The organism is Mesorhizobium sp. M0496, assembly GCF_040321205.1.
In the GTDB taxonomy this organism is placed as follows: domain Bacteria; phylum Pseudomonadota; class Alphaproteobacteria; order Rhizobiales; family Rhizobiaceae; genus Mesorhizobium.
Map to the genome: position 1 here is coordinate 53428 of NZ_JAMYRC010000012.1, position 23513 is coordinate 76940.

General features: G+C 63.2%; 20 protein-coding genes. 14 read left to right on the forward strand and 6 right to left on the reverse strand.

The window, feature by feature from the left end; genetic code table 11:
* Positions 1-98 precede the first annotated feature (98 nt).
* The 13 genes from NKI73_RS13415 (at position 99) to derI (ending at position 15324) form a co-directional block, all read left to right on the forward strand.
* Positions 99-1634, forward strand: a complete 1536-nt coding sequence (locus tag NKI73_RS13415) for an FGGY-family carbohydrate kinase (protein ID WP_352630291.1) — start codon at positions 99-101, stop codon at positions 1632-1634.
* Complete coding sequence (locus NKI73_RS13420; RefSeq protein ID WP_352630293.1) at positions 1631-2407, forward strand: DeoR/GlpR family DNA-binding transcription regulator; 777 nt, start codon at positions 1631-1633, stop codon at positions 2405-2407. Before NKI73_RS13415 ends, NKI73_RS13420 begins: the two co-directional genes overlap by 4 nt.
* Positions 2404-4116 (forward strand): glycerol-3-phosphate dehydrogenase/oxidase, encoded by a 1713-nt coding sequence (locus tag NKI73_RS13425; protein ID WP_502905612.1) that lies wholly within the window; start codon positions 2404-2406, stop codon positions 4114-4116. Before NKI73_RS13420 ends, NKI73_RS13425 begins: the two co-directional genes overlap by 4 nt.
* A gap of 425 nt (positions 4117-4541) precedes the next feature.
* A complete protein-coding gene (locus NKI73_RS13430) occupies positions 4542-5552 on the forward strand; it encodes a sugar-binding transcriptional regulator (RefSeq protein ID WP_352630295.1) in 1011 nt (336 codons plus the stop codon).
* Between the two features lie 33 nt (positions 5553-5585).
* Entirely contained in the window at positions 5586-6242 is a 657-nt protein-coding gene (locus NKI73_RS13435) for a DUF2291 family protein (RefSeq protein ID WP_352630297.1), read from the forward strand.
* A complete protein-coding gene (locus NKI73_RS13440) occupies positions 6239-7780 on the forward strand; it encodes a sugar ABC transporter ATP-binding protein (RefSeq protein WP_352630299.1) in 1542 nt (513 codons plus the stop codon). The genes NKI73_RS13435 and NKI73_RS13440 overlap by 4 nt, the downstream gene beginning before the upstream one ends.
* Before the next feature lie 26 nt (positions 7781-7806).
* Complete coding sequence (locus tag NKI73_RS13445) at positions 7807-8937, forward strand: ABC transporter permease (RefSeq protein WP_127382043.1); 1131 nt, start codon at positions 7807-7809, stop codon at positions 8935-8937.
* Positions 8938-8975: 38 nt separating this feature from the next.
* Complete coding sequence (locus NKI73_RS13450; RefSeq protein WP_013533072.1) at positions 8976-9917, forward strand: D-ribose ABC transporter substrate-binding protein; 942 nt, start codon at positions 8976-8978, stop codon at positions 9915-9917.
* 93 nt (positions 9918-10010) lie between these two features.
* Entirely contained in the window at positions 10011-11570 is a 1560-nt protein-coding gene (locus NKI73_RS13455) for an FGGY-family carbohydrate kinase (protein WP_352630300.1), read from the forward strand.
* Positions 11531-13084, forward strand: a complete 1554-nt coding sequence (locus NKI73_RS13460) for a glycerol-3-phosphate dehydrogenase (protein ID WP_502905613.1) — start codon at positions 11531-11533, stop codon at positions 13082-13084. The genes NKI73_RS13455 and NKI73_RS13460 overlap by 40 nt, the downstream gene beginning before the upstream one ends.
* Complete coding sequence (locus NKI73_RS13465) at positions 13084-14022, forward strand: sugar phosphate isomerase/epimerase family protein (RefSeq protein ID WP_352630304.1); 939 nt, start codon at positions 13084-13086, stop codon at positions 14020-14022. Before NKI73_RS13460 ends, NKI73_RS13465 begins: the two co-directional genes overlap by 1 nt.
* Positions 14023-14084: 62 nt before the next feature.
* Positions 14085-14852 carry a triose-phosphate isomerase gene (locus NKI73_RS13470; RefSeq protein ID WP_352630306.1) on the forward strand — a complete coding sequence of 256 codons (768 nt, stop codon included), beginning with the start codon at positions 14085-14087 and terminating at the stop codon, positions 14850-14852.
* A gap of 34 nt (positions 14853-14886) precedes the next feature.
* Positions 14887-15324, forward strand: coding sequence for a D-erythrulose-4-phosphate isomerase (gene derI / locus NKI73_RS13475; protein ID WP_023756733.1), 438 nt, complete (start codon positions 14887-14889; stop codon positions 15322-15324).
* Between the two features lie 21 nt (positions 15325-15345).
* Here derI and dhaL read toward each other — a convergent pair whose 3' ends face one another.
* From dhaL to oiaX, 4 genes are all read right to left on the reverse strand, one after another.
* On the reverse strand, positions 15346-15987 hold the full coding sequence (gene dhaL, locus NKI73_RS13480; RefSeq protein WP_352630308.1) for a dihydroxyacetone kinase subunit DhaL: 642 nt from the start codon (positions 15985-15987) through the stop codon (positions 15346-15348).
* A 27-nt stretch (positions 15988-16014) separates the two neighbouring features.
* The gene (locus tag NKI73_RS13485; RefSeq protein WP_352630310.1) at positions 16015-17022 is read right to left on the reverse strand and encodes a dihydroxyacetone kinase subunit DhaK; all 1008 of its coding nucleotides are present in this window, start codon (positions 17020-17022) and stop codon (positions 16015-16017) included.
* Between the two features lie 129 nt (positions 17023-17151).
* Entirely contained in the window at positions 17152-18486 is a 1335-nt protein-coding gene (locus NKI73_RS13490; RefSeq protein WP_352630312.1) for a four-carbon acid sugar kinase family protein, read from the reverse strand.
* A gap of 4 nt (positions 18487-18490) precedes the next feature.
* Positions 18491-19741 carry a 3-oxo-isoapionate-4-phosphate decarboxylase OiaX gene (gene oiaX, locus NKI73_RS13495; protein WP_352630438.1) on the reverse strand — a complete coding sequence of 417 codons (1251 nt, stop codon included), beginning with the start codon at positions 19739-19741 and terminating at the stop codon, positions 18491-18493.
* A 184-nt stretch (positions 19742-19925) separates the two neighbouring features.
* On the opposite strand from oiaX, the gene NKI73_RS13500 reads away from it, so the two are divergent.
* Positions 19926-20639, forward strand: coding sequence for a transcriptional regulator NanR (locus NKI73_RS13500; protein WP_352630314.1), 714 nt, complete (start codon positions 19926-19928; stop codon positions 20637-20639).
* Between the two features lie 2 nt (positions 20640-20641).
* On the opposite strand, the gene apnL is transcribed toward NKI73_RS13500, so the two are convergent.
* Entirely contained in the window at positions 20642-22480 is a 1839-nt protein-coding gene (gene apnL / locus NKI73_RS13505; protein ID WP_352630316.1) for a D-apionate lactonase, read from the reverse strand.
* Positions 22477-23511: a Gfo/Idh/MocA family protein gene (locus NKI73_RS13510; protein ID WP_352630318.1), complete on the reverse strand. Its 1035-nt coding sequence runs from the start codon at positions 23509-23511 to the stop codon at positions 22477-22479. The genes apnL and NKI73_RS13510 overlap by 4 nt, the downstream gene beginning before the upstream one ends.
* Positions 23512-23513: the final 2 nt, after the last annotated feature.

The window sequence follows — 23513 nt, forward strand, 5'->3', positions numbered from 1 at the left end:
CAGTTGCTCGTCGATCGTCGCTATATCTGTCACCCTTGCCCCAGCCTGCAGGATTGCCTTGCAGTGCGCATCGCCAGTCGCTGAAAGAGGCGGTGACCATGCCCTGTCTGCTCGGAATCGATAACGGTCTCACGGTTACCAAGGCGGTGATCTTCGATGCCGATGGCACACAGTTGTCGGTGGCGCGCCGGCGGGTTGCGCAATCGATGCCCCATCCGCGCTGGGTGGAGCGCGACATGGCCGGCCTCTGGCAAGCGACCGCCGACGCAATCCGCGAGGCGATCGCATTGTGCGGCCGGCCTGCCGACGACATTAAGGCGGTTGCGGCGACCGCGCATGGCGACGGTCTTTACCTGCTCGACAAGGATCGCCGCCCACTGAGGCCCGGGATCCTGTCGCTCGACAGCCGCGCCGGCGAGATTGTCGAACAATGGTCGGCGGACGGGGTCTTCGAAGATGCGTTGGCGCGCACCGGCCAGGCGCCGCACGTCTCGGCGCCATCGGCGCTGCTGGCCTGGATTAGGAAGAACGAACCCGACCGCTATGGGCGCATCGGGCATATACTGGCCTGCAAGGACTGGCTGCGCTTTTGCTTGTCGGGCACGATCGGTACCGACCGCACGGAGGCCAGCACCTCATTCACGGATTTCCGAACGCAAGCCTTCGCGCCTGAAGCAATGCGCATCTTCGCATTGGACGATCTTTTCGACGCGCTGCCGCCGGTGGCGCATTCGGCTGAAATCGTCGGCCACGTCACCGCCGAGGCCGCCGAAATGACCGGCCTTGCCAAGGGAACACCGGTTGCGTGCGGCCTGCATGACGTGACCGCCTCCGCGCTTGGCATGGGCGGCCATGAGGAGGGCGTGCTCGCCATCGTCGCCGGGACCTATTCCATCAACGAAGTGGTCTCTTTGGAACCGCGCATCGACCCGCGTTGGTTCTGTCGCAACGCCATCGACGCGGGCCGCTGGAACAACATGGCGATCTCGCCAGCCTCGACCGCTAACTACGACTGGTTTCTCGACACATTCTGCCGCTCGGAGCAGGAAAAGGCATCGGTCGATGGCGGCTCGATCCACGAGTTTCTGGCAGCAGAGATTGACGTGGCCCTGAAAAAGCGGTCGACCATCCTGTTTCATCCCTATCTGTTCGGCTCCCCGTTTGGCGATGTCGCCAGCGGCAGCTTTGTCGGCCTTCACGGCTGGCACGATCGCGGCGATATGCTCAAGGCGGTTCTGGAGGGCATTGCTTTCAATCATCGCTCCCATGTCGAAGCCTTGCGCGAGGGCTTTGCTATCAGCGAGATCCGCCTGACCGGGGGCGGTTCACGCAATCCGGCTTTCGTCCAGATGTTCGCCGATGTGCTGAATGCCCCGGTCACCGTCACCTCGACCGACGAGGCCGCGGCCTTTGGCGCTGCCCTTTGCGCAGGTGCCGCGGTCGGCATGTTCGCGACGCCGCAACAAGGTGCCAGGCAGGCAGGCATGACGGCGCGCCAATACGAGCCGGTGCCGGCCTCAAGTGCTGTGTTCAACGAGCGCTTTTCCCTCTATGGCCGCATAGCAGGTGCGCTCGAACCGCTTTGGCCGGAGATCGAGAGGCTGGCGCGGCCAGACACTGGGGGAACCGCATGATCAAGGCCGACGAACGACGCGAAGAGATCGCTGACTATGTGATCAAGCTCGGCCAGGTGCGCATCGACGATCTGGTCGAACATTTCGGCGTATCGCGCATGACCATCCACCGGCACATCGACCGGCTGGCGCAGCAGGGCGTGCTGCGCAAGCTGCACGGTGCGGTGACGGTTCAGCCTTCAGGCCTCTACGAAAGCGCCTTCCGCTACCGGGTGACGGTCAATCGCGCCGAAAAGGATGCGCTGGCGCGGGCAGCACTGGATTATGTCGAAGCCGGCCAGGTGGTAATGCTGGACGATTCCTCCACAGCAAATGCCGCCGCCACTCTGCTGCTCGACGTCAAGCCGCTGACCGTCATCACCAACTCGGTGGCGACGGCGTCACTGCTGACCAATGTTGACGACATCGACTTCATCTGCCTCGGCGGCCAGTACCACGGCACCTACAACGCCTATATCGGTATCGTCTGCGAGAACGCAGTGGCACAGCTGCGCGCCAATGTCTTGATCTGTTCAGCCTCAGCCATCACTGGAACCACCGCCTTCATCCAGGATCCCAATGTCGTGCGGGTCAAGCAGGCGATGATGGCAGCATCGGTCAAGCGCATCCTTTTGGTCGACCATGCCAAGTTCGACAGGATCGCGCTGCACGTCTTCGACGATCTGACCAGCTTCGACGTCGTGCTGGCGACCGAAGGCCTGGGCGATGCACGGGCGCAAGCCCTCGAACGGGCCGGCGTGAAGCTGCGCATCGTCAAGACGAAAGCGCCATGAACCCTGCTGAAAGAACGCGTACGGAAAAGCCGACCGGGCGTCTGGCCGCCATGGCCGGGACCGGCGAGGTCGACGTCGTCATTCTCGGCGCCGGCATCAACGGGGCGGGCCTGTTTCGCGACCTGTGCGCACAGGGTGTCAGCTGCCTGATCGTCGACAAGGCCGATTTCGGTTCGGGCACCAGTGCCGCGCCATCCCGGCTCATTCATGGTGGCCTGAAATATCTCGAAACCGGCGAGTTCGGTCTGGTGGCGCAGTCGACGCTCGAACGCAATCTGCTTTTGAAAAACGCGCCGCATTATGTCAGTCCACTGCCGACCGTCATCCCGATCTTTTCCTGGAGCAAGGGCATGCTGGCGGCGCTGCGAACGGTGTTCGGCTCGACCAGCGCACCGCGCAGCCGCGGTGCCATCCTGATCAAGATCGGCCTGATGATCTATGATTTCTATGGCTCGCGAAACCAGGTCATGCCGCGCCACCGCATGGTCGGGCGGCGCCAGGCGCTCAGTGAGATGCCGGCGCTCAACCCTTCGATCGTCGCCACCGGCACCTACTATGACGCCAAGATAAGCCACCCCGAAAGGCTGGTGCTCGAACTGATCCTCGATGGGCTGCAGGCAAATGCGGCCTCGGCCAGCGCGAACTACACGGCGCCGGTGGCTTCGGCCGATGGCGTGCTGACCTTCCAGCCGGAAAACGGCGCGGCCTTTTCAGTGCGGCCGAAGCTGGTGGTCAATGCCGCCGGTCCCTGGATCGACGACGTCAACGATTTGCTTGGTGCGCCGTCGAAGATGATCGGCGGCACCAAGGGCTCGCACATCCTGTTGAAGCACGACGAACTGGTCAAAAGCCTGGCCGGGCGCATGCTCTATTTCGAGGCCGACGACGGCCGCATCTGCCTTGTCTACGACTATCTCGGCCTGGCGCTGGTCGGCTCCACCGACATCAAGGCCGACAATCCCGACGAGGTGCGCTGCGAGCCCGAGGAAGTCGAGTACCTGCTCGACAGCGTACGGACGCTGCTGCCGGGAATGGCGTTCGAGCGCGAGCAGATCGTCTATGCCTATAGCGGCATCAGGCCGCTGCCGGCCTCCGATGCATCGATACCTGGGCTGATCAGCCGCGATCACTCGGCGCCGGTCGCCGAGCCGGACCGGAACAGGCCTTTCGCGGTTATCTCGCTAATCGGCGGCAAATGGACGACCTTCCGTGGCTTCGCCGAGGAAGTCGCCGATACGGTGCTTGGGCGCCTGAAGCGCAGCCGTAAGGTGACGACGCAAGCCATGCCGATTGGCGGCGGCAGGGATTTCCCGCCCGATGCTTCGGCACGCGCAGACTGGCTGGCCCGGGCGCGATCGGAAACAGGCATCGAGGAACGGCGTCTCGATCAGCTGCTGTCACGATACGGCACCAGAGCTACGCAGATCGCCAGGCATGGGCCGGATGATGAGAGTCGACTGCCGGATTCAGAAAGCTACAGCCGGTCGGAAATCGACTACATCGTCCGCAACGAATTCGTCGAACATCTGGCTGATATCGTCATGCGCCGCAGCACCCTGGCGATTGCCGGTTCCCTGACAGGCCGGGACTTGCAGGAGATCGCGTCGATCGCCGCGCGGGCTCTTGACTGGAGTGCTGAGCGCATTGCGCAGGAAATCGAGGCCGCAGTTGTGGAACTCGAGGGCCGGAACCTGATGCGGTTGGACTGATCGCTCCGTCGCCGATGCCCTTTCCCGTGGCAATCCGGTCGGTTTTGCCGATGCCGCTGCGCGCGCGAAAGTAACCCACCTCACAGTCTGATTGGGATGTTTGCGCTACTGGATATAACTCAATAAAAACAGTTAATTGACGCGAAATGCGGCGGCAACGGTCGGCGCATGTCTGCTGGTCTCGGCATGATGTAACATAGATTGACGTTAAAATAACACCGCAGTATGATTGCCTAACATGCCTACTTCCTAAATAGACTGGAATTGCCTGCCGATGCGCCGGCGGACCGGCGTTTCAGGAGGGGCGAGGCCTGTGAAATCCCGGCAGACGCACTCGCCAAGTCCGGGGAAGGATTGACAGCAATGCAAGGATGTGAAAATTTTTGCACACAAAGATAATAATATCATCTCAGGGAGGAGATGGCTTGAAATCCGGCGGAACCGCTAACCGCGACCATGAATCCAGCCTCGCCACGCGCGCGGCCTGGCTTCACTATGCCGGGGGTCTCACGCAGGCTCAGGTGGCCAAGCGGCTTGGCCTGACCAGCCTCAAGGCGCACCGGCTTATCACCCGGGCCACCCAGGATGGCCTTGTCAGGGTGATCATCGACGGCGACGTCGGCGAATGCATCGATCTTGAGCAGCAGCTGATCAGTACCTACGGACTCGATTACTGCGAGGTCGTTCCCGATCTCGATCAGGACGAATTGCCGTTGAAGGCGCTTGGCATCGCCGGCGCGCAGTTTCTGAAGCGCGAGATCGATCGCGGCGAGGACATGCTGATCGGCGTCGGCCATGGGCGCACCCTTGCTGCAAGCGTCGAATATCTGACGCGCACCGCCGCCGCCCATATCCGTTTCGTGTCGCTGCTTGGCGGCGTGACGCGCAAATTCGCCGCCAACCCGCACGACGTCATGCATCGGCTGGCCGAGCGGACCGGCGCGCAGGCCTATGTGATGCCGGTGCCTTTCGTCGCCAACACCGCCGAGGACCGTGAGGTGCTGCTTGGCCAGCGCGGTATCAGCGATGTCTTCGAACTGGCAAGCCGGTCCGACCTGATGTTCGTCGGCATAGGAACCGCCGAGCGGGAAGCCTCGCTGGTCGCTACCGGCATGATCGAACATTCCGAAATCGATGAGGTCAAACGCGATGGCGGCGTCGGCGAGCTGCTCGCCCACTTCTTCGACGACAACGGGCGCCCGGTGGAAACGGCGCTGTCGGAAAGAATTCTGGCGCTCCCGCGGGACCAGTTGAAAGGTCGCAGGATCGTCGCCGTCGCTGGCGGCAAGGTGAAAGTGCGCGCGATCAGGGCGGTGCTCGAAAGCCGTTATCTGAGCGGCCTGATCACCGATGAAAGCACTGCGCGCGCTCTTGTCGAAAAGAACCAATCCAATGGTGCAAAGCGCCATGTGAACGGAGGATCGTCAAATGCGTGACAAGCGCGGATCTGCATTGCTGGCGGTTGCGTCATGAGCGCGAAGGCTGCCACCACATCGACCCGGTCGGCCTCGCCCGGCCTGCGCCGGGCACTTGCCGGCGCGGCAATTGTCGTTCTGCTCGGCGCCATGGCGCTCGACACCAAGGTGGTCAGGATCGGATCCGCCGGAGACGTCCGCAGCGCCGTCTTCTCTGCCGCCGACTACGGCAAGTCGGAATTTCCCAAGGTGCAGGCCGATGTCGAGGGCCGTGCCGCCGACGCCATGACAGTGGCGACGGCGATCGCCAAGGACAGGGCGACGGCCGAAAAGGAATACGGCGTGCCCGCGGGTGTCGGGCCGGTCATCTCGGTCAAGTTCAGCGGCGTTGTCGGTGAAGGAAAATCGGGCATTTACAAGGTTGCTGTCGATGGGTTGCCCGACACGCTAATGATCCGCGTCCAGACGGGACCGGCTATCAACGGCACGGAGCTGCGCGACGCCACCGGCAAGATCACATTCGGCCAGTTCACCAACCAGATCGAATACCAGGACGCCGGCTCGGCGCTGAACAACGAGATGAAGAAGGAAGTCCTGGCCAAGATCGACACCAGCGCCTTGACCGGCAAGACCATATCGGTGGTCGGCGCCTTCAAGCTGGTCAATCCGAAGAGCTGGCTGGTCACTCCGGTGAGGCTGGACGTCAAATGAGACCGGCTGCCGGCAACGGACCCGCGAATGGCGACGCCGTGCTTTCGGCGCGCAACATCGTCATGTCGTATGGCGGCGTCCACGCCCTCAAGGGCGTCAATTTCGACATCCATCGCGGCAAGGTCACCACGCTGTTCGGAGAGAATGGCGCCGGCAAGTCGACGCTGATGAAGATCCTGTCTGGCGTCGTCACACCGACGTCCGGCGACATCGTGCTCGACGGCAATCTCGTCAGTTTTTCCTCGTCCTCCGACGCGCGCGATCGCGGCATCTCGATCATCCACCAGGAACTCAGCCTGGCGCCGAATCTGAGCGTTCGCGACAACATCTTCATGGGCCGAGAACTGCGCACCAGGACCGGCCTCGACTTCGCCGAGGAATCGCGCCAGGCGCGCGCGCTGATGGCCGATCTCGAAGAGGACATCGACCCAATGACCCTGGTCGAGGATCTGCGCCTCGGGCAGCAGCAGATCGTCGAGATCGCGCGGGCACTGTCGGTCGATTCCCGCATCCTGATCATGGACGAACCGACCTCGGCGCTCAGCGCCACAGAGGTGGAGGTGCTGTTCAAGGTGATCCGCGATTTGACCAGCCGCGGCGTCTCCATCGTCTACATTTCACATCACCTCGAAGAAGCCCTGCAGATCACCGACTACGCCGTCGTCCTGCGCGACGGCGCGATCACGGCGACGGCCGACGCCAGGGATATCGACCTCGAGTGGATCGTGCGCAACATGGTCGGCGAGAACTTCGATCTCGGCTCGCCGCCGACCGGTCATGCGTTCGGCGAGGTCGCTCTGTCGATCGAGGATGTCAGCGTCGTCGACACTTCTGGCTCCGGTTATTCCGTCGTCGATCATCTGTCGCTGGACGTCAGAGCGGGCGAGATCGTCTGCATCTATGGGCTGATGGGCGCCGGGCGCACGGAATTGCTGGAAGCCGTCGCCGGACGGGTACCGATGGCGGGCGGCCGCGCGCTTCTGGAGGGCGAGGACGTCTCGGGGCTGAGCATCGCCCAGCGCATCGCCAAGGGTCTTGTGTTGGTCCCCGAGGACCGCCAGCGCGACGGGTTGGTGCAGACCATGACCGTCGGCCGCAATCTCTCGCTTGCCAGCATCGAAGCGTTCGCCAAGGGGCTGTTTCTGTCCCGCACCAAGGAGCGTGGGCTGATCGAGGATTCGATCCGCAAGGTGACCATCAAGACCGCGGGCGGCAACGCCATGATCGGATCGCTGTCGGGCGGCAATCAGCAGAAGGTGGTCATCGGCAAGATGCTGACGACCAACCCAAAAGTTATCCTCCTCGACGAGCCGAGCCGCGGCATCGATGTCGGCGCCAAGGCCGAGGTCTTCCGCTTGCTGAGCGAGCGTGCCGCGCAGGGCCTTGCGGTGATCTTCTCCACTTCGGAGGTCAACGAATGCCTCAGCATCGCCCACCGCATCGTCGTCATGCGCCGCGGCAGGATTTCAGCTGAATTCGGCGCCAACGCCACCAAAGAGCAGATCATGGCCGCCTCCGGCGAAGCCGTGGTCGCCTGATCACCAGGAATTTCGGAGCCCAGACCATGACCGATGTCAGCCAGGCCAGAAAACAGTCCAGTCCAAGCGCGAGCGAAGGCTTCGATCTCGCCAAGCTGCTGCTCGAGGGCCGGGCTTTCTTTGCCCTCATTGTCATCATCGTCGTCTTTTCGATCTTGTCGCCCTACTACCTCTCGGTGGCGAACTTCCTGACCATGGCTTCGCATGTCGCCATCTTCGGAATTCTCGCGATCGGCATGCTGCTCGTCATCCTCAATGGCGGCATCGACTTGTCGGTGGGGTCGACGCTCGGCCTCGCCGGCGTCGTTGCCGGGTTCCTGATGCAAGGGGTGACGCTGACCTGGCTGGGCGTCGTTCTCTACCCACCGGTCTGGGTGGTCGCGGTGCTGGCCTGCATGCTGGGCGCCGTCGTCGGGCTGATCAATGGCGTACTCATTGCGCGCTTCAAGGTACCGGCCTTCGTGGCGACGCTCGGCGTCATGTACATGGCGCGCGGCCTGGCGCTGCTGATGACCAGTGGCCTGACCTACAACAATCTCGGCGGCAAGCCGGAGCTGGGAAACACCGGCTTCGATGCGCTTGGCTTCAACCGCCTGTTCGGCGTGCCGACCGGCGTCGTGGTTCTCGTCGTCATCGCGCTGATTGGCAGCATCGTGCTGAATCGAACCGCATTCGGGCGCTGGCTTTACGCGTCAGGCGGCAACGAGCGCGCGGCCGAACTGTCCGGTGTTCCGGTCAAGACCGTGCAGATTTCCGTCTACGTGCTGTCAGGCATCTGCGCCGCCATTGCCGGCCTGATCCTGTCTTCGCAGCTGACGTCGGCGGGACCGACCGCGGGCACCACCTACGAGCTGACGGCCATCGCCGCCGTCGTCATCGGCGGCGCGGCACTGACCGGCGGGCGCGGCAACATCCGTGGAACCCTGCTCGGGGCCTTCGTCATCGGCTTCCTGTCCGATGGTCTGGTGATCATCGGCATCTCATCCTACTGGCAGACAGTGTTCACGGGCGCGGTCATCGTGCTCGCCGTGCTCCTCAATGCCGTTCAGTATCGCCGCCGCAGCAAGCTCCCAAGCGCGACAGGTGGCCAACCGACTTCTCAGAAACGGGGGAAGGCCGAACCGGCCAATCCTGCCCAAGGGAAGACTGCCAGATGAACTGGCAGCAACACCGCGTAGTCATTGGAGGAATGTACATGAAAACCATGCTTAAGAGCTTGCTCGCCGCCGCGATGGTCGTCGGGTTTACGGCGGCCGCGTCGGCCGCGGGCCTGATCTCGATCATCGTCAACGATCCGGCCAACCCCTACTGGCTGACCGAGGGCAACGTCGCCAAGGCCGAAGCCGAGAAGCTCGGCTATACGGCCAATGTCGGTGCCCACAAGGGCGATACCAACACGGAAAGCAACCTGATCGACACCGCCATCACCAACAAGTCGGTGGCCATCATTCTCGACCCGGCCAACGCTGACGGCTCTGTCGGCGCGGTGAAGAAGGCGATAGCCGCCAACATCCCGGTCTTCCTCGTCAACGCAGAGATCAACCAGGAGGGCCTCGCCAAGGGACAGCTCGTCTCCAACAACGCGCAGGGTGCTGCTCTTGGTGCCCAGCAATGGGTGCAGGCGGTCGGTGAAAAGGGCAAATATGTCGAACTGCTCGGCGCCCCGTCGGACAACAACGCCGCGACGCGCTCGAACGGCTACGCAACTGTGCTGAGCCAGTATCCGGATCTCGAAAAGGCTGCTTCGCAGGTCGCCAACTGGGATCGCACCCAGGGCCACGACAAGATGCAGAGCATGCTGCAGGCCAATCCCGACATCATCGCCGTGATCAGCGGCAATGATGAAATGGCTCTTGGTGCGGTTGCGGCGCTGAAGGAAGCCGGCAAGCTGGCTGGCATCAAGGTCGGCGGCTTCGACGGCTCCCCGGATGCGGTTGCGGCGATCAAGTCCGGTGAACTGCAGTATACCGTGCTTCAGCCGGTCGCCATTTTCTCGGCTAAGGCCGTGCAGCAGGCGGACTCGTTCATCAAGACGGGCGCCACCGGTGCGGCGACCGAGAAGCAGCTGTTCGATTGCCTTCTCATCACCAAAGACAATGTCGACAAGTACACCGCACCCTTCGTGCTGTCTGAATAAAACCTGCACAGGGGGTGTCCTTGCGGACACTCCCTGCCTCTTCTACGAGATTGCCCTCGTGAACTGCCTTCATAACCAACCGGAATTTGCGTCATGAAAGACCTGCTGATCGGCATCGACGCGGGAACGTCGGTGATCAAATCGGTCGCTTTCGATCTGTCCGGGCGGCAGCTCGCCATGACGTCGGTACCCAACAGCTTCGTCACCCTGGAGGGCGGCGGCGCCGAGCAGGACCTCGATCAGACCTGGCGCGACATGGCGCGGACCGTTCGCGATCTGGCGACCAAAATCCCCGACCTCGCGCAACGAACCGCGGCGGTAGCGGTCACCGGGCAGGGCGACGGAACCTGGCTGATCGATGGCGCCGGCTTGCCGGTCTCGCGCGCATGGTTGTGGCTCGACGCGCGCGCCGGACATCTGGTGGATGAGATGCGCGCCGATCCCCGGGATCGCAGGCGGTTCGAGCTAACCGGCACGGGGCTCAATTCCTGCCAGCAGGGTGCCCAGCTTGCCTTCATGAAAAAGAACAATCCGGAGATGCTGGCGCGAGCGGCGACCGCACTGCATTGTAAGGATTGGCTCTACTTCAAGATGACGGGCGAACGCGCAACGGACCCCTCCGAAGGAACCTTCACCTTCGGCGATTTTCGCTCGCGCACCTATTCCAACGAAGCCCTCGACATCCTGGATCTGACGACGCATCGCCGCCTGTTGCCTCCCATGCTCGAAGGCACCACCGACCATCATGCGCTGTCGCGATCGGCAGCGGGAGAGACCGGCCTGCTCGAAGGCATGCCGGTGGTGCTGGGTTATGTGGATATGGTCATGACGGCTCTCGGAGCCGGCCTCTACGATCCCTCAGGCAATGTCGGCTGCACGGTCATCGGCTCGACCGGCATACACACGCGTTTCGCAGCCACTCCCGACGATGTCGTGCTGAACGATGATGGCTCCGGCTACACCATCGCCATGCCTATCCCAGGCGGCTTTGCACAATTGCAGTCCAACATGGCGGCGACGCTCAACATCGACTGGCTGCTTGGCCTTGCGCGCGACGTGCTCGCCACGGGTGGTGGCAAACCTTCTCATGACGAGTTGCTGAAGGCACTCGATGTCTGGGTGGAAGCATCCGAGCCGGGATCGCTGATTTACCAGCCTTACATATCGCTGGCTGGCGAACGCGGACCATTCGTCGACCCCGACGCACGCGCGGGCTTCATCGGCCTTTCGGTAAAGCACGGCTTTGGCGATCTGGCGCGCGCCGTCCTCGAGGGATTGGCCTTCGCGGCCCGTGATTGCTACCAGGCGATGGGCACCGTGCCGAGCGAGATCCGGCTGTCGGGCGGCGCCGCGCGCAGCCCGTCATTGCGGCGCATCATCGCTGCGGCGACCCGGGCGCAAGTGCGCACCAGCAGCCGCCAGGAAGCCGGCGCCGCAGGTGCCGCGATGATGGCCGCGGTCGGGCTCGGCGTTTACGGCTCCATGGAAGACTGCGCTGCCGAGTGGGTGACGCCGCTTCTCGGCGACTGCGATGCCTATGACGAGGTGCTTTCGCAAACCTACGATGCGCTCTTTCCTTCCTTCGTTGCGGCGCACCGGGCGCTTCGGCCGGTATGGAAGGGCATGGCGCACCGCACAGGAGCAAGATCTTGAGCAATACAACAGATGTCGTCGATCTCTTCGTGATCGGCGGCGGCGTCAACGGAGCCGGCATAGCGCGTGATGCGGCCGGTCGCGGCCTGTCCGTCATCCTGTGCGAAAAGGACGATCTCGCGCAAGGCACCAGTTCGCGCTCCGGCAAGCTGGTGCATGGCGGTCTGCGCTATCTCGAATATTACGAGTTTCGGCTGGTTCGCGAAGCGCTGATCGAACGCGAGGTGCTGCTCGAGGCGGCGCCGCACATCATCTGGCCGATGCGCTTCGTTCTTCCGCACAGCCCGCAAGACAGGCCAGCCTGGCTGGTCCGGCTCGGACTGTTTCTCTACGACCATCTTGGCGGCCGCAAGCGGCTGCCGGGAACCAGGACGCTTGATCTGAGAACATCGCCGGAAGGCGCGCCGATCAAGGACGAATTCAAGCGCGGCTTCGAATATTCCGACTGTTGGGTCGACGACGCGCGCCTGGTGTTGCTCAACGCACTGGACGCCGGGCAGCTCGGCGCAAGGGTGCTCACGCGCACTGCATGCATTGCGGCACGACGCGAAAATGGCCTGTGGTCGATCGACATACAGGACGGCCGCACGGGTGCGGTCACGAAAGTCTGGGCGCGCGCACTGATCAATGCGGCAGGGCCATGGGTCAACGACATTGTCAGCCGCGTCGCCGGCCAGAATTCCACACGCAATGTTCGTCTTGTGAAGGGCAGCCACATTGTCGTGCCCAAATTCTGGGAGGGGCGGCAGGCCTATCTGATCCAGAACAGCGACAAGCGGGTGATCTTCGTCAACCCCTACGAGAACGATCTGGCGCTGATCGGCACGACCGACATTCCCTACGAAGGCAGGCCCGAGGAAGTGGCGGCCGAGGCAAGCGAAGTCGATTACCTGATCAAGGTGGTCAATCGCTACTTCAAGCGGCAGCTGACGCCACAGGACGTGGTCTACAGCTTCTCCGGGGTGCGTCCGCTCTATGACGACAATGCCGACAATCCAAGCGCGGTGACGCGCGACTATATTTTCGAACTCGACGCCTCCAATGGCAACGCGCCACTGCTTTCGGTGTTCGGCGGCAAGATCACCACCTTCCGCAAGCTCTCCGAACATGCGCTGGAAAAGATCCAGCCGTTCTTTCCGACCATGAAGAAAGCCTGGACGGCCAAAATTCCCTTGCCCGGGGGCGACATTCCCAATGCTGACTTCGAGCAGTTCCGGAGTGATCTGCATTCCGAGTTTTCATGGCTCAGCCCGTCGCTGGTGAAGCACTACGCTCGAACCTATGGCACCCGCGCCAGGCAATTGCTGGCCGGCGTGCATAACGAAGCGGATCTCGGCCACCGCTTCGGTCCCGATTTCTATGAACGGGAAGCAAAGTTCCTGGTCGAAACCGAATGGGCAGGTACACCAGCCGATATACTGGAGCGCCGCACCAAACATGGCCTGCATATCAATGCAGCCGAGCGCAAGATTTTCGAAGACTGGTTCTCCAACATCATGGCGACGACGGACTGATGGCCTTCACGCTTTCCCTCAACACCAATCCCCTGGTCAATCGCTTCGCCGATCCAGACGATCTGATCGACGCGATCGCCTATGGCATCGGCATCCGCGACGTGCAGCTGACGCACGAATTCGTCAATCCGGGCTGGCCGGCGGCGACGATTGCCAAATTCCTTCGCCTGTTCAACAGCGCATTGGCGAGGACCGGCGTGCGGATCACCTCGGGCATGACCGGACCCTATGGCAGGCTTAACCATTTCGGCCACCCGGATGCGGATGTCCGGCGCTACTATGTCGACTGGTTCAAGACGTTTGCCGACATTTCCGCCGAATTCGGCGCGTCGGGCATGGGCACGCAGTTCGCCATCTTCACCTACAAGGACTTCGACGATCCGCAACGGCGGGCAGTGCTGCTCGACATCGCGCTCGAATGCTGGCGCGAGGTGGCCGAACACGCCAAGGCGGCGGGCCTGACCTATCTGTTCTGGGAGCCGATGTCGGTCGGCCGCGAGTTCGGCCACACGATCGAAAGCTGCGTCACGCTGCAGAGCGCCATCGATGCGGCGAAGCTGCCTATACCGATGAAGATGATGGTAGATATCGACCATGGCGATGTGACCTCGCCCAACCCTGCCGACACCGATCCCTATGCCTGGGCGAAAGCGTTTCCATTGCAATCGCCGATCATCCATATCAAGCAGTCGTCCATGAACAAGGGCGGGCACTGGCCGTTCACGGCCGCCTACAACAAGGATGGCCGCATAGTGCCGCAAAAACTGCTGGATGCCGTTCGGCAGGGCGGCGGAACCGACAACGAAATTTGCCTTGAACTTTCCTTCAGGGAGAGAGAACCAGTCGACCATCAGGTTATCGAGATGATCCGCGAGTCGGTGGATTTCTGGGCGCCTTACATCGACAGTGGCCGCGACAGTCTCAAGCCTCAAGCTTGAGTGAAATGCCGGCTCGACGCCGGCACTGGTGGCCAGGAAAACACGCGTTGAAGGAGAAAAGAATGACCCCATATTGGGTCGGCACGAGCTGGAAGATGAACAAGACGCTTGCCGAGGCGCTGCAGTTCGCCGATGCGCTGGCCGCCTTCGTGCCTGGTTTCGACAAGGCGATACAGCCTTTCGTCATTCCGCCGTTCACCGCAGCGCGCCAGGTCAAGGCGGCGCTCGCCAACACCCGCGTGAAGGTCGGCGCCCAGAACATGCATTGGGCCGACGCCGGCGCCTGGACGGGGGAGATCTCGCCAGTGATGCTGAAGGATTGCGGGTTGGACCTGATCGAGTTCGGCCATAGCGAGCGCCGCGAGCATTTCGGCGAAACGGATGCGGCCGTGGGATTGAAAACGGCGGCTGCGGTCAGGCACGGCTTCGTGCCGTTGATCTGCGTCGGTGAGACGCTGGCTGAACGCGAATCCGGCCGCGCCGAGGCGGTGTTGACGGCACAGGTTCTCGGCGCGCTGCAAGAGCTGAGCGGCGATCAATTGAAGGCAGAAATCCTCTTTGCCTACGAGCCGGTCTGGGCGATCGGCGAGAAGGGCATTCCCGCCAGCGCCGACTATGCCGACAGGCAGCAGGCGCTGATCAAGAAGATTGCCGCCGACCGGTTGCCGATTGCTCCACCTGTGCTTTACGGCGGCAGCGTCAATCCCGGCAACGCAGCCGAACTGATCGGCCAGCCGCATATCGATGGCCTGTTCATCGGCCGCTCGGCGTGGCAAGCGGAAGGCTACATCGACATTCTGAAAAAGGCGTCGGCCGCCATCGCGCGCTGACTGTTACGACACGAAAGCAAAGGAGTTCATCACCATGAAGATCGCACTTGGAGCCGACAGCGCCGGCAAGCCGCTGCTCGATGTCATCGCCAAGCATCTCGCCGGCAAGCCGGAACTGCAGGTCGTCGATCTCAGCCAGGCCGGATTCTACGCCGATATCGCCGCCGCGGTCGGCCACGAAGTTCTCGACGGCAAGTACGACCGGGCCATCCTGTTTTGCGGCACCGGCATCGGCGTCAGCATCTCCGCCAACAAGGTGCCGGGCATTCGCGCCGCGTTGACCCACGACACCTATTCCGCGGAGCGCGCCGCCAAGTCCAACAACGCCCAGATCATCACCATGGGCGCCCGCGTCATCGGCCCGGAACTGGCGAAATCGATCGCCGACGCATGGCTGGCCTCGGAGTTCGATCCGAACGGCCCCTCCGCCGCAAACGTGCAGGCCGTCGACAAGCTCGACGCCAAGCGCTGACGCGAGGGACCTGCTGCTGAGTTAACTGGTCAAGGCGACCCGCATCGCCTCGATCACGGTCACGGCGGACGCGGCGCCTGGGTCCATATGGCCAAGCGAGCGCTCGCCAAGGCGGGAGGCCCGGCCCTTGGTGGCGACCATTGCCTTGGTCGCTTCCGCGCCTGCCTTTGCCGCCTGCGCGGCAGCCTCGAGACTGCCCGCCAGATCCTTGCCGGAAGCCAGCGCTTCGCCCGCCGCTTGCGCTGCCGGCTCCCATGCATCGATCATCGTCTTTTCGCCCGGCTCGGCCTTGCCACGATCCTGGATGCCTTTGGCCATGGCCTGGAACAGCGCGACCACGTCCGCATCGCCAAGTGTCGTCTTGCCCTTGACGGCTGCCGCGCCGCGCATGAACGCGGTGGCATAGAGCGGGCCCGAGGAGGCGCCGACCGCGTTCAGGAATGACTTTGCTGCCGTGTTCAGCAAGGTGGTCGGATCGGTCGCCCCGGTGTCCAGCGCGGCGACCGCATCGCGGGCCGCGGAGAATCCAAGCTCCATCGCGATGCCGTGGTCGGCGTCGCCGATAACCCCGTCAAGCGCGCACAGCCGGTCTCTGTCGGCTGACATGGCGGTTGCGATCGTTGCGAACATACCGGCAAGGCGGGCGGTGTCGATTGTCGTCATACTATTGTCCCTTGACGAGGAGCAGGTTCAGCCGGCGCGAAACATGGCGCAGTCGCAAGGGTGGTCCAGCATCGTCTGCAACTCGCCGTCAAGCCGATGCAGAGTGATCGAGGCGCCCGCCATTTCGAGCGAGGTGCAGTAATTGCCAACCCAGCTTGCGTGAATGGACACACCGATCTCGTCGAGCCTCTGCTTCACGCGCCGGTTCATGATGTAGAGTTCCATCAGCGGCGTCGAGCCGAGCGAATTGACGAGCACCGCGACCTTGTCGCCGCGCACCGGCGCCATCTCGCCGAGGATCCTGTCCAGCATCTCGTCGGTGATCTCGTCGGCTGTTTTCAATTTTTCGCGCGCGATGCCGGGTTCGCCATGAATGCCCATGCCGATCTCCATCTCGTCCGGCTCGATCTCGAAATTCGGCCGGCGGGTCTGCGGCAAAGAGCAGGGCGACAGCGCCACGCCCATGGTGAAAGTGTGGTCGTTGGCCTTGCCGGCGATGCGCTCGCATTCGTCGAAGGACAGCATCCGGTCGCAGGCAGCGCCGGCCGCCTTGAAGATGAAGAAATTCCCGGCGACGCCGCGCCTCTTGTGCCGCTGGTCGCGTGGTGCCGAAGCGACGTCGTCGGTGCTCAGCACCGTACGCACCTCGATGTCGTCCATGGCCGCCATCTCGGCGGCCATGTCGAAATTCATCACGTCGCCGGCATAGTTGCCGTACATGAACAGCACGCCGGCGCCGCCGCTGACTGCCTTGGCGCATTCGAGGATCGGGTCCGGCGGCGGCGAGGCAAAGACGTTGCCGATGGCCGCCGCGTCGGCCAATCCCTTGCCGACGTAGCCGAGGAAGCTCGGCTCATGGCCAGAGCCGCCGCCAATGACGAGACCGACCTTGCCTTGGCGCGGTCCGTCGCGGGCGATGATGGAGCGTGGACTGCCGTCCACGCTTTTGAGATGGCGGGGATGCGCGGCGAGAATGCCTTCCAGCATCTCGTCGACGGCGCGGTTGCCGTCGTTGATGATCTTCTTGGTCTGCACCCGGCATCCTCCCGATTTCGGTATTTTCGCAGATAATACCGGGTGTTACCGGGATTTCCACCCAGCAAGACGTATTTCACGCGTTGAGGTGTTTCGCGCAGCGGCACCCGAATCTAGCTGCTGGTCCTTTCAGTCGCCGAGGCCGTCACGGATGGCTGAGAAATAGCGGTCTGATCCGACCTGACCGCCCTTGAGCGCAACCTCCAGTTCGTCGATCGCCTTGATGCGCGAATGGGCAACGCAAAGCGGGGAGCCCGGCGAAGCGGGCAGCGGCATGCGGATTGTCAGCGCATCGACACCCATCTCGCCCAGTGCGTGGCTCGACGTATCGCCGCCGGCAATGACCACGCGCCGCAGGCTCTGTTCGGCCGTCAGGCTACGAAGGATTTCTCCAAGGCCGCGGCCAAGTCTATGGCGGGCGCCTTCCTGCCGGTCGATTTCGGCGCCCCTGTCGGCAGTGGGGCCAAGCGCGGTGTAGAGGATGACGCTGCGCCCCGCTTGCAGACCGGCAAGCCCATTTTCCGTCGCACGCGCGATCGCCTGCTGTGAAGCCTCGGAAACCAGTTCGACCGGATCGACCTCGATGCCGTCGAAGCCGTCGGTCAGGGCATGTCGGATCTGCCGTTCGGTGGTCGGCGAGCAACTGCCCGACACCACGGCGATCCGGTCGGCAGCGCCCGGCGGCGTGAAGCCTTGTCCGGCGCTGACGATGTCATTCGACGCCCATTCGGCCAGCAACGCATACTCGACACCGGACGAACCGACGACAAAAGAACCGCCGGGCTTGCGAACGCGCCACAGCTCCTTGCCGGCCAGAGCCTGCGTCTCCAGATTGTCGACATCGACAAGCACGATTGCGGTGCCGTCTCCGGCCAGGCGGTCGAATGCCGCCGACCGTGACGCGGACTGCAGCGTCGCAAGGTCGACCAGCCCGGAGTTCAGCGCCGTCTGTCGCGACAGATGGATCAGCAGATCGGACTCATCCATCGGCGTGGTCGGGTGGCGGCTCATCACAGGGTGGCGGTCGATGCGGAAATATTGATCGCGATAGGCGGCGAACAGATGGCCGAAGGCGGTGTAGCGCTTGAGCTGCGGCGCGCCGACCAGCAGCGGCACGCTGTCCTGTGCGAACACCGAGCGGCCGAGCTCGATGGCCCGGCCGATGCTGCCGATCGTCGGGCTGGAATCGAAGGTCGAGCAGACCTTGTAGTGGCAGATTGCGGCTTTCAACGTCTTCAGCCAGCCGAAGGCTTCGCGCAGATGCGTGTCCATCCACTGCGGCGTCTCGCTGCGGCTGGTGCCGGCCAGGCCGATCGCCCGGCACTGCGCAAATCGCGCAAGCAAGGCCTCGTCCGGCTGGCGCATGAACAGCACGGTCGGCACGCCGCCGAGCTCAAGCGCCTCCATGACATCGGTCGAGCCGGTCAGGTCGTCGCCATAATAGCTGAGAAGCAGGTCTTGCATGGCTTCAGGCCGCCTTGCCGTCGCCGAATTTTTCGATCGACCGCGCCAGTTCAGGGTGGTTCAAGGCGAAGTCGGCAAGCGCAATGCCGTCAACCGCCGCTTGCCAGGCTTGCTGCACGGCACGCACGCCGGCGCCAGGCCCGTCCGGATGGCTGATGATGCCACCGCCGCAGAGATAGAGAAGATCGACTGTCCGCCCGGTCCGTGCATATGTCTCGGGCGCCTGGCCGCCCCACTGGCCGGAGCCCGCCACCGGCAAGGCGCGGTCCTCGGGTGAAAAGATCGGTGTCGTCACCGCCTTGAACGACTCGACGAAAGAGTCATCCGGTTCCCAGTATTTCGAGGCGATGCCGTTGATCTGGAACTGGTCGACGCCGAGCAGCCGCCAGAACTGCTGCCAGACCTTGAAGTCCATGCCGAGGCCCGGGTGACGGGTGAGGATGTCCCAGCCATTGCGATGGGCGTGCAACACCAGGCTGGAGCGTTTTCTCAGGAACGACATGCCACCGAGCCCGATCGAATTGATGTTGACCACAGCGCAATTGCCGCCGGCCTTCGCCACCAGATCATGGTTGCGCATCATCTCGTCCGGGTCGGCATGCGAGATGCCGAAGGCATACATAACCTTCTTGCCGGTCTTTTGCTCATGGTCGAGGATGAGCGGCATGATTGCCTTCACCCGTTCCGACAGGGGCGAATAGGCCGGGCTCATCAGCTTTTCATCGTCCTTGATGAAATCGACGCCGGCGGCGATCAGTTCCGCCACCATTGCCGCCGTCTCGGGCGGCCGCAGCCCGAGCGCCGGCTTGACGATCGTGCCGATGATCGGGCGGTCCGTCACACCGGTCAGCCGGCGGCTGCCGGCGACACCGAACTGTGGACCGGGATGCGCGCCGCGAAAATCCTCCGGTAGTTTCATGTCGACGACGCGGATCCCGGTGAGACCCTTGATCGAATAGGTGCCGCCGATGGCGATCGTCATGAGCGCCGAAAGGTCGGTGCCGATGGCATCGAACGGAAAGGCGATATCGATATCCGCACGCTTGAACGGCCCGTTGCCGTCATCGGGAAGCGACGGCCGCTCGACATCGGGCAGGGGCCGTATCGCCAGCACGCGCGCCGCCACGCGGGCCTTCAGCTCCTCGGTCTCGCCGGGCAGCGCGACGAAGGTCCCGGTCGATTGGTCGCTGGCGATCTTGGCGGCCAGCGCTTCGATGCTGCCAGGCGTTTCGATGCGATAGGTGAGGGTGATCATGGTCTGCTGTCTCAGGCCGAGCGTTCGAAAAAGGTTCACCGGTGCTCGAAATCTGGTATAATGAGTACATAAGTATTGCAAGACATATCGGGCTGGGAGTTTTAGGCGGATCGACAGACGGCAATTTCCGGGAACTATGCCGGCAGTGTTAGATAGGGCCGGGTCAAGGGAGTGATTCGCGACGATGAACCGTTCGGAACCGATTGTCCGGCGCAAGCTTTCCGACGAGGTCTTCTTGCGGCTGAAGCGCCTGATCACCAGCGGCGAGCTGATGCCGGGCGACGACATGCCGTCGGAGCGCGAACTGATGGAGCGCTTCGAGGTCGGCAGGCCGGCGATCCGCGAGGCGATGCAGGCGTTGAGCAATATGGGCCTTGTCGCGATCTCGCATGGCGAGCGCGCCAAGGTGCTGCAGCTCACCGCCAAGTCGATCATCAAGCAGGTCGATGGCGCCGCCAAGATCATCCTGTCGTCATCGAAGGACACGCTTGAGCATTTGAAGACCGCGCGCATCTTCTTCGAGCGCGGCATGGTCAGGGAAGCCGCCGAAAAGGCCACCGCCGAGGATGTGCAGCGGCTGCGGGCCACCGTTGCCGAACAGCGCGGCTTTCGCGGTGATTCCGAAGCCTTCATTTCCGCTGACATGAAGTTCCATACCCAGATCGCCGCGATTTCCGGCAACCCGATCTATGTCGCCGTCAGCGAGGCGATGCTGGGCTGGTTGAAGGAATATCACACCGAAATGCTGATCTGGACCGGCAAGGAAAACTTCACGCTGACCGAGCACGAAGAGATCATTGGCCGCATCGAGAAGAAGGATGCCGACGGCGCCGAGAAGGCGATGATCAAGCATCTGGAGCGCTCGCGCGCGCTCTATGTGATGAATTCCGAAAAGTAACTTCAGCCGAGCCGGGTAACCGTATAAGGCGTCATCACGAGATGGCCTCGCCCGAGCGCCGAAAGATCGACCTGCACGTCGTCTGCCGTCAGATTCGCCAGCCATGCGACAATCTCGCCCGAGGCAGAACGACCGGCCAGCGCCAGCACCTTGGTCTCATCGCTCGTCCTTGCCGCCACCTGCGCAAGGCCGGCCATTTCGCAAAGCCCCTTGATAGCCCTGAAGATCGGGCGGGGTGATCCTTCCGCGACGGGTTCTCCGGATGACGCCAAGACGCCGAACGGGCCGGTGAAGCTGGAAAGAGTCAGCATCTCCAGTCCAGCCGGCGCGACGCGTGCGGCATAGCCGATCGTCCATGCTGCTGCGAACAGGCCGGCATGGCGCGGGTCGCTGTCGGCCATGGCGATGCGCTGTCCCCCGGGATTGGGCTTGGTCGCGCCGCCATAGGGGTTCTGGCGCATGGCAATCGTCGACGGTCCGATCCGGTATGGCTTCGCCCCGAAGATCGACCGCACCGATTGGGTGATGAAAGGCAGCGCCTCCAGCGATTGCATGATGCTGAGATCGTCGGCGGCATGCACGATCGGGCAGGTGCAATGGGTGACGAAATCGAGCTGGTCCGCCGGCACGCGCTTGCGGTTGAGCTCGGTGAAATAACTGAACATGCCGCCGCCGAGGCGAATATCGGGAAAGGCGCGTCGCGCCGCCGCATAGACCTCCTCGAGCGGTGGGCATTCAGGCCATGCGCTGCCCGGCGGCGTCGACTGCCGGTCGACCGAAGGCGACACGGCAATGGCCGAGAGGTTTAGCTCGGCCTGGCGCACCAGGGCGGCGACGCCTGACAGCTCGGCGTCGAGATCGCCTGTGAAGGCAACGACGCATTCGAGGGTTGTGTGCGCCGGATGGGCGGCGGCTAGCCTTGCAAAGGACCGCAAGGCATCGAGCCCGTGGCCGCGCGTCGGATCGTAGTGAAACAGCAACTGTTGCGGGCCGAGTGTCGACAGCGCGGAGAGGTTCGCCAACGTCGTCTCGACATCCTCGGGATAGATGACCACGCCGACATCGGGCAGTCTCGGCCCGGCTTCGCCGAGTTCAACGCGGACCGGTTCGCGGGCCATGGCGGCAGCCGGCGTTTTGCTTTCACCAGTGATGCGCAGGCTGATCGTCTGGCGCAGGGGTTGGCCGACAGGCAGCACATAGGGCCATGGCCGCGCAAGCGGCCGTACATAGGTCTTGTAGGAGGCGTCCGACCAGTTGCGCTGGTCTTCCATCTCGAAAGTATCGCCCTCCATCCGGCACTCGGCAGTGACGCCGGGCCGCACCTCATGAGTGATCGCTCGCAAATCTTTGAAAGGCTGCCAGGGGTCGATCAGCTCGGGAAGTTTCGTCGCGACGATGCTGCCGCCGGTATGCTCGACCGTGATCGGGCTGCCGGCGAGGCCGGCGATCGGGTGCAGGATGCAGAAGCCGCAGCGGTTGGTTTCGAAATCGCTTTCGGGGAGGGCGCTCACGTCGAAGATCAACTCGCCTTGAGCGGAGCCTTTGATCGTGGCACGGAAGCCGAGCCGGCTTTCGTCCGGCCCGGTGCAGCTTGCCGAATAGCTGACCGAGAAAGTGTCCGCGCCCTGGTCGATGACAAGGTCCGTCAACGTCGGCTCGTAAGTGCCCCAGTCGCGATCGCGCACGATATAGGCGATGGCGCGCAGCACTTCGGTGCCGCCATGGCGAATGGTGCGCAGATTGCCGTTGACGAAGTCCGCGCTGAGCGCGCCGGCGTTGAGCCTGACCGGCTCGGCCTCGACCGCTCGCGTGCCGTAGAGGAAGAAGGCGTCGGCGGTCATTTCAGCAAGGTGTCGAGCTGCACCGGTTGCCGGCTCGCGGCACCGGCATAGGCGGCCTCGACCAGCGCAAACGTTTTGAGATTGTCGGCGCCCGAGGTCGCCGGCTCGGTTCCCTTGGCCAGGCAGTCGACCCAGTGCTGCTGAATGGCGACGACGCTTTCCTGGATGTTGTGCCAGGGCCGCGATGCCCACGGCAGCAGCGGCGGCGAAACGTCGGTGACTGCCGTGCCGCTCTTGCCGGTGACGGTGAGCCGGTATCCCTGCGCCTGCCGGATCGTGCCGTCGCTGCCGTCGATCTCGATCAGCGTCTCGGGAAACGGCTCGGTGGCGAGCTTCGTCGCGTAGCTGCAATCGACCACCGAGGTCGCACCGCTATTGTGGTCCATCAGCATGGTCGCCACATCCTCGCCCGCGATCTCGGGGTTGATGCGGATGGTTCGTGTCGTGATGGTCGTGACGTCGCCGAGCAGGAAACGGGCGATGTCGAGGATATGGATGCCGAGGTCCTCGATGATGAAGCGTTTTCCCGTCGCCAGATAGGGCTGGCCGGAAAACACGTCGTAGGCGGAACGGAAGGAAATGCGCCCGAAGAAAGGTCTGCCGATCTCGCCACTGTCGAGCACGGCCCGCACCGCCTGGAGCGGCGACTGCCAGCGAAAATTCTCATGCACCATCAGCGGCACGCCGGCTTCCGCGCAGGCCCTGACCATCGCCTTGGCGTCGGCGAGCGTCGGCGCGAACGGCTTTTGGCAGATCACCGGAACGCGATGGGCGGCCGCCATCTCGACCAGCGGCCGATGGCTGGGCGCGGTGGTGGCGATATCGACGAAGTCGAGGCTTTCGCCGGCAAAAAGTTCCGCGGCGTCGGCATAGCGCTTCGCAATGCCGAACTGGTCGCCGACGATCTTGAGCCGTTCCGGATCGCGGTCGCAGATGGCGACGATCGAGGCGCCAACTATGTCGCGCCAGGCATGCATCTGGTTGACGGCAAAGAAGCCGCAGCCGATCAGCGCTCCCCGCAACTCCGCCATGA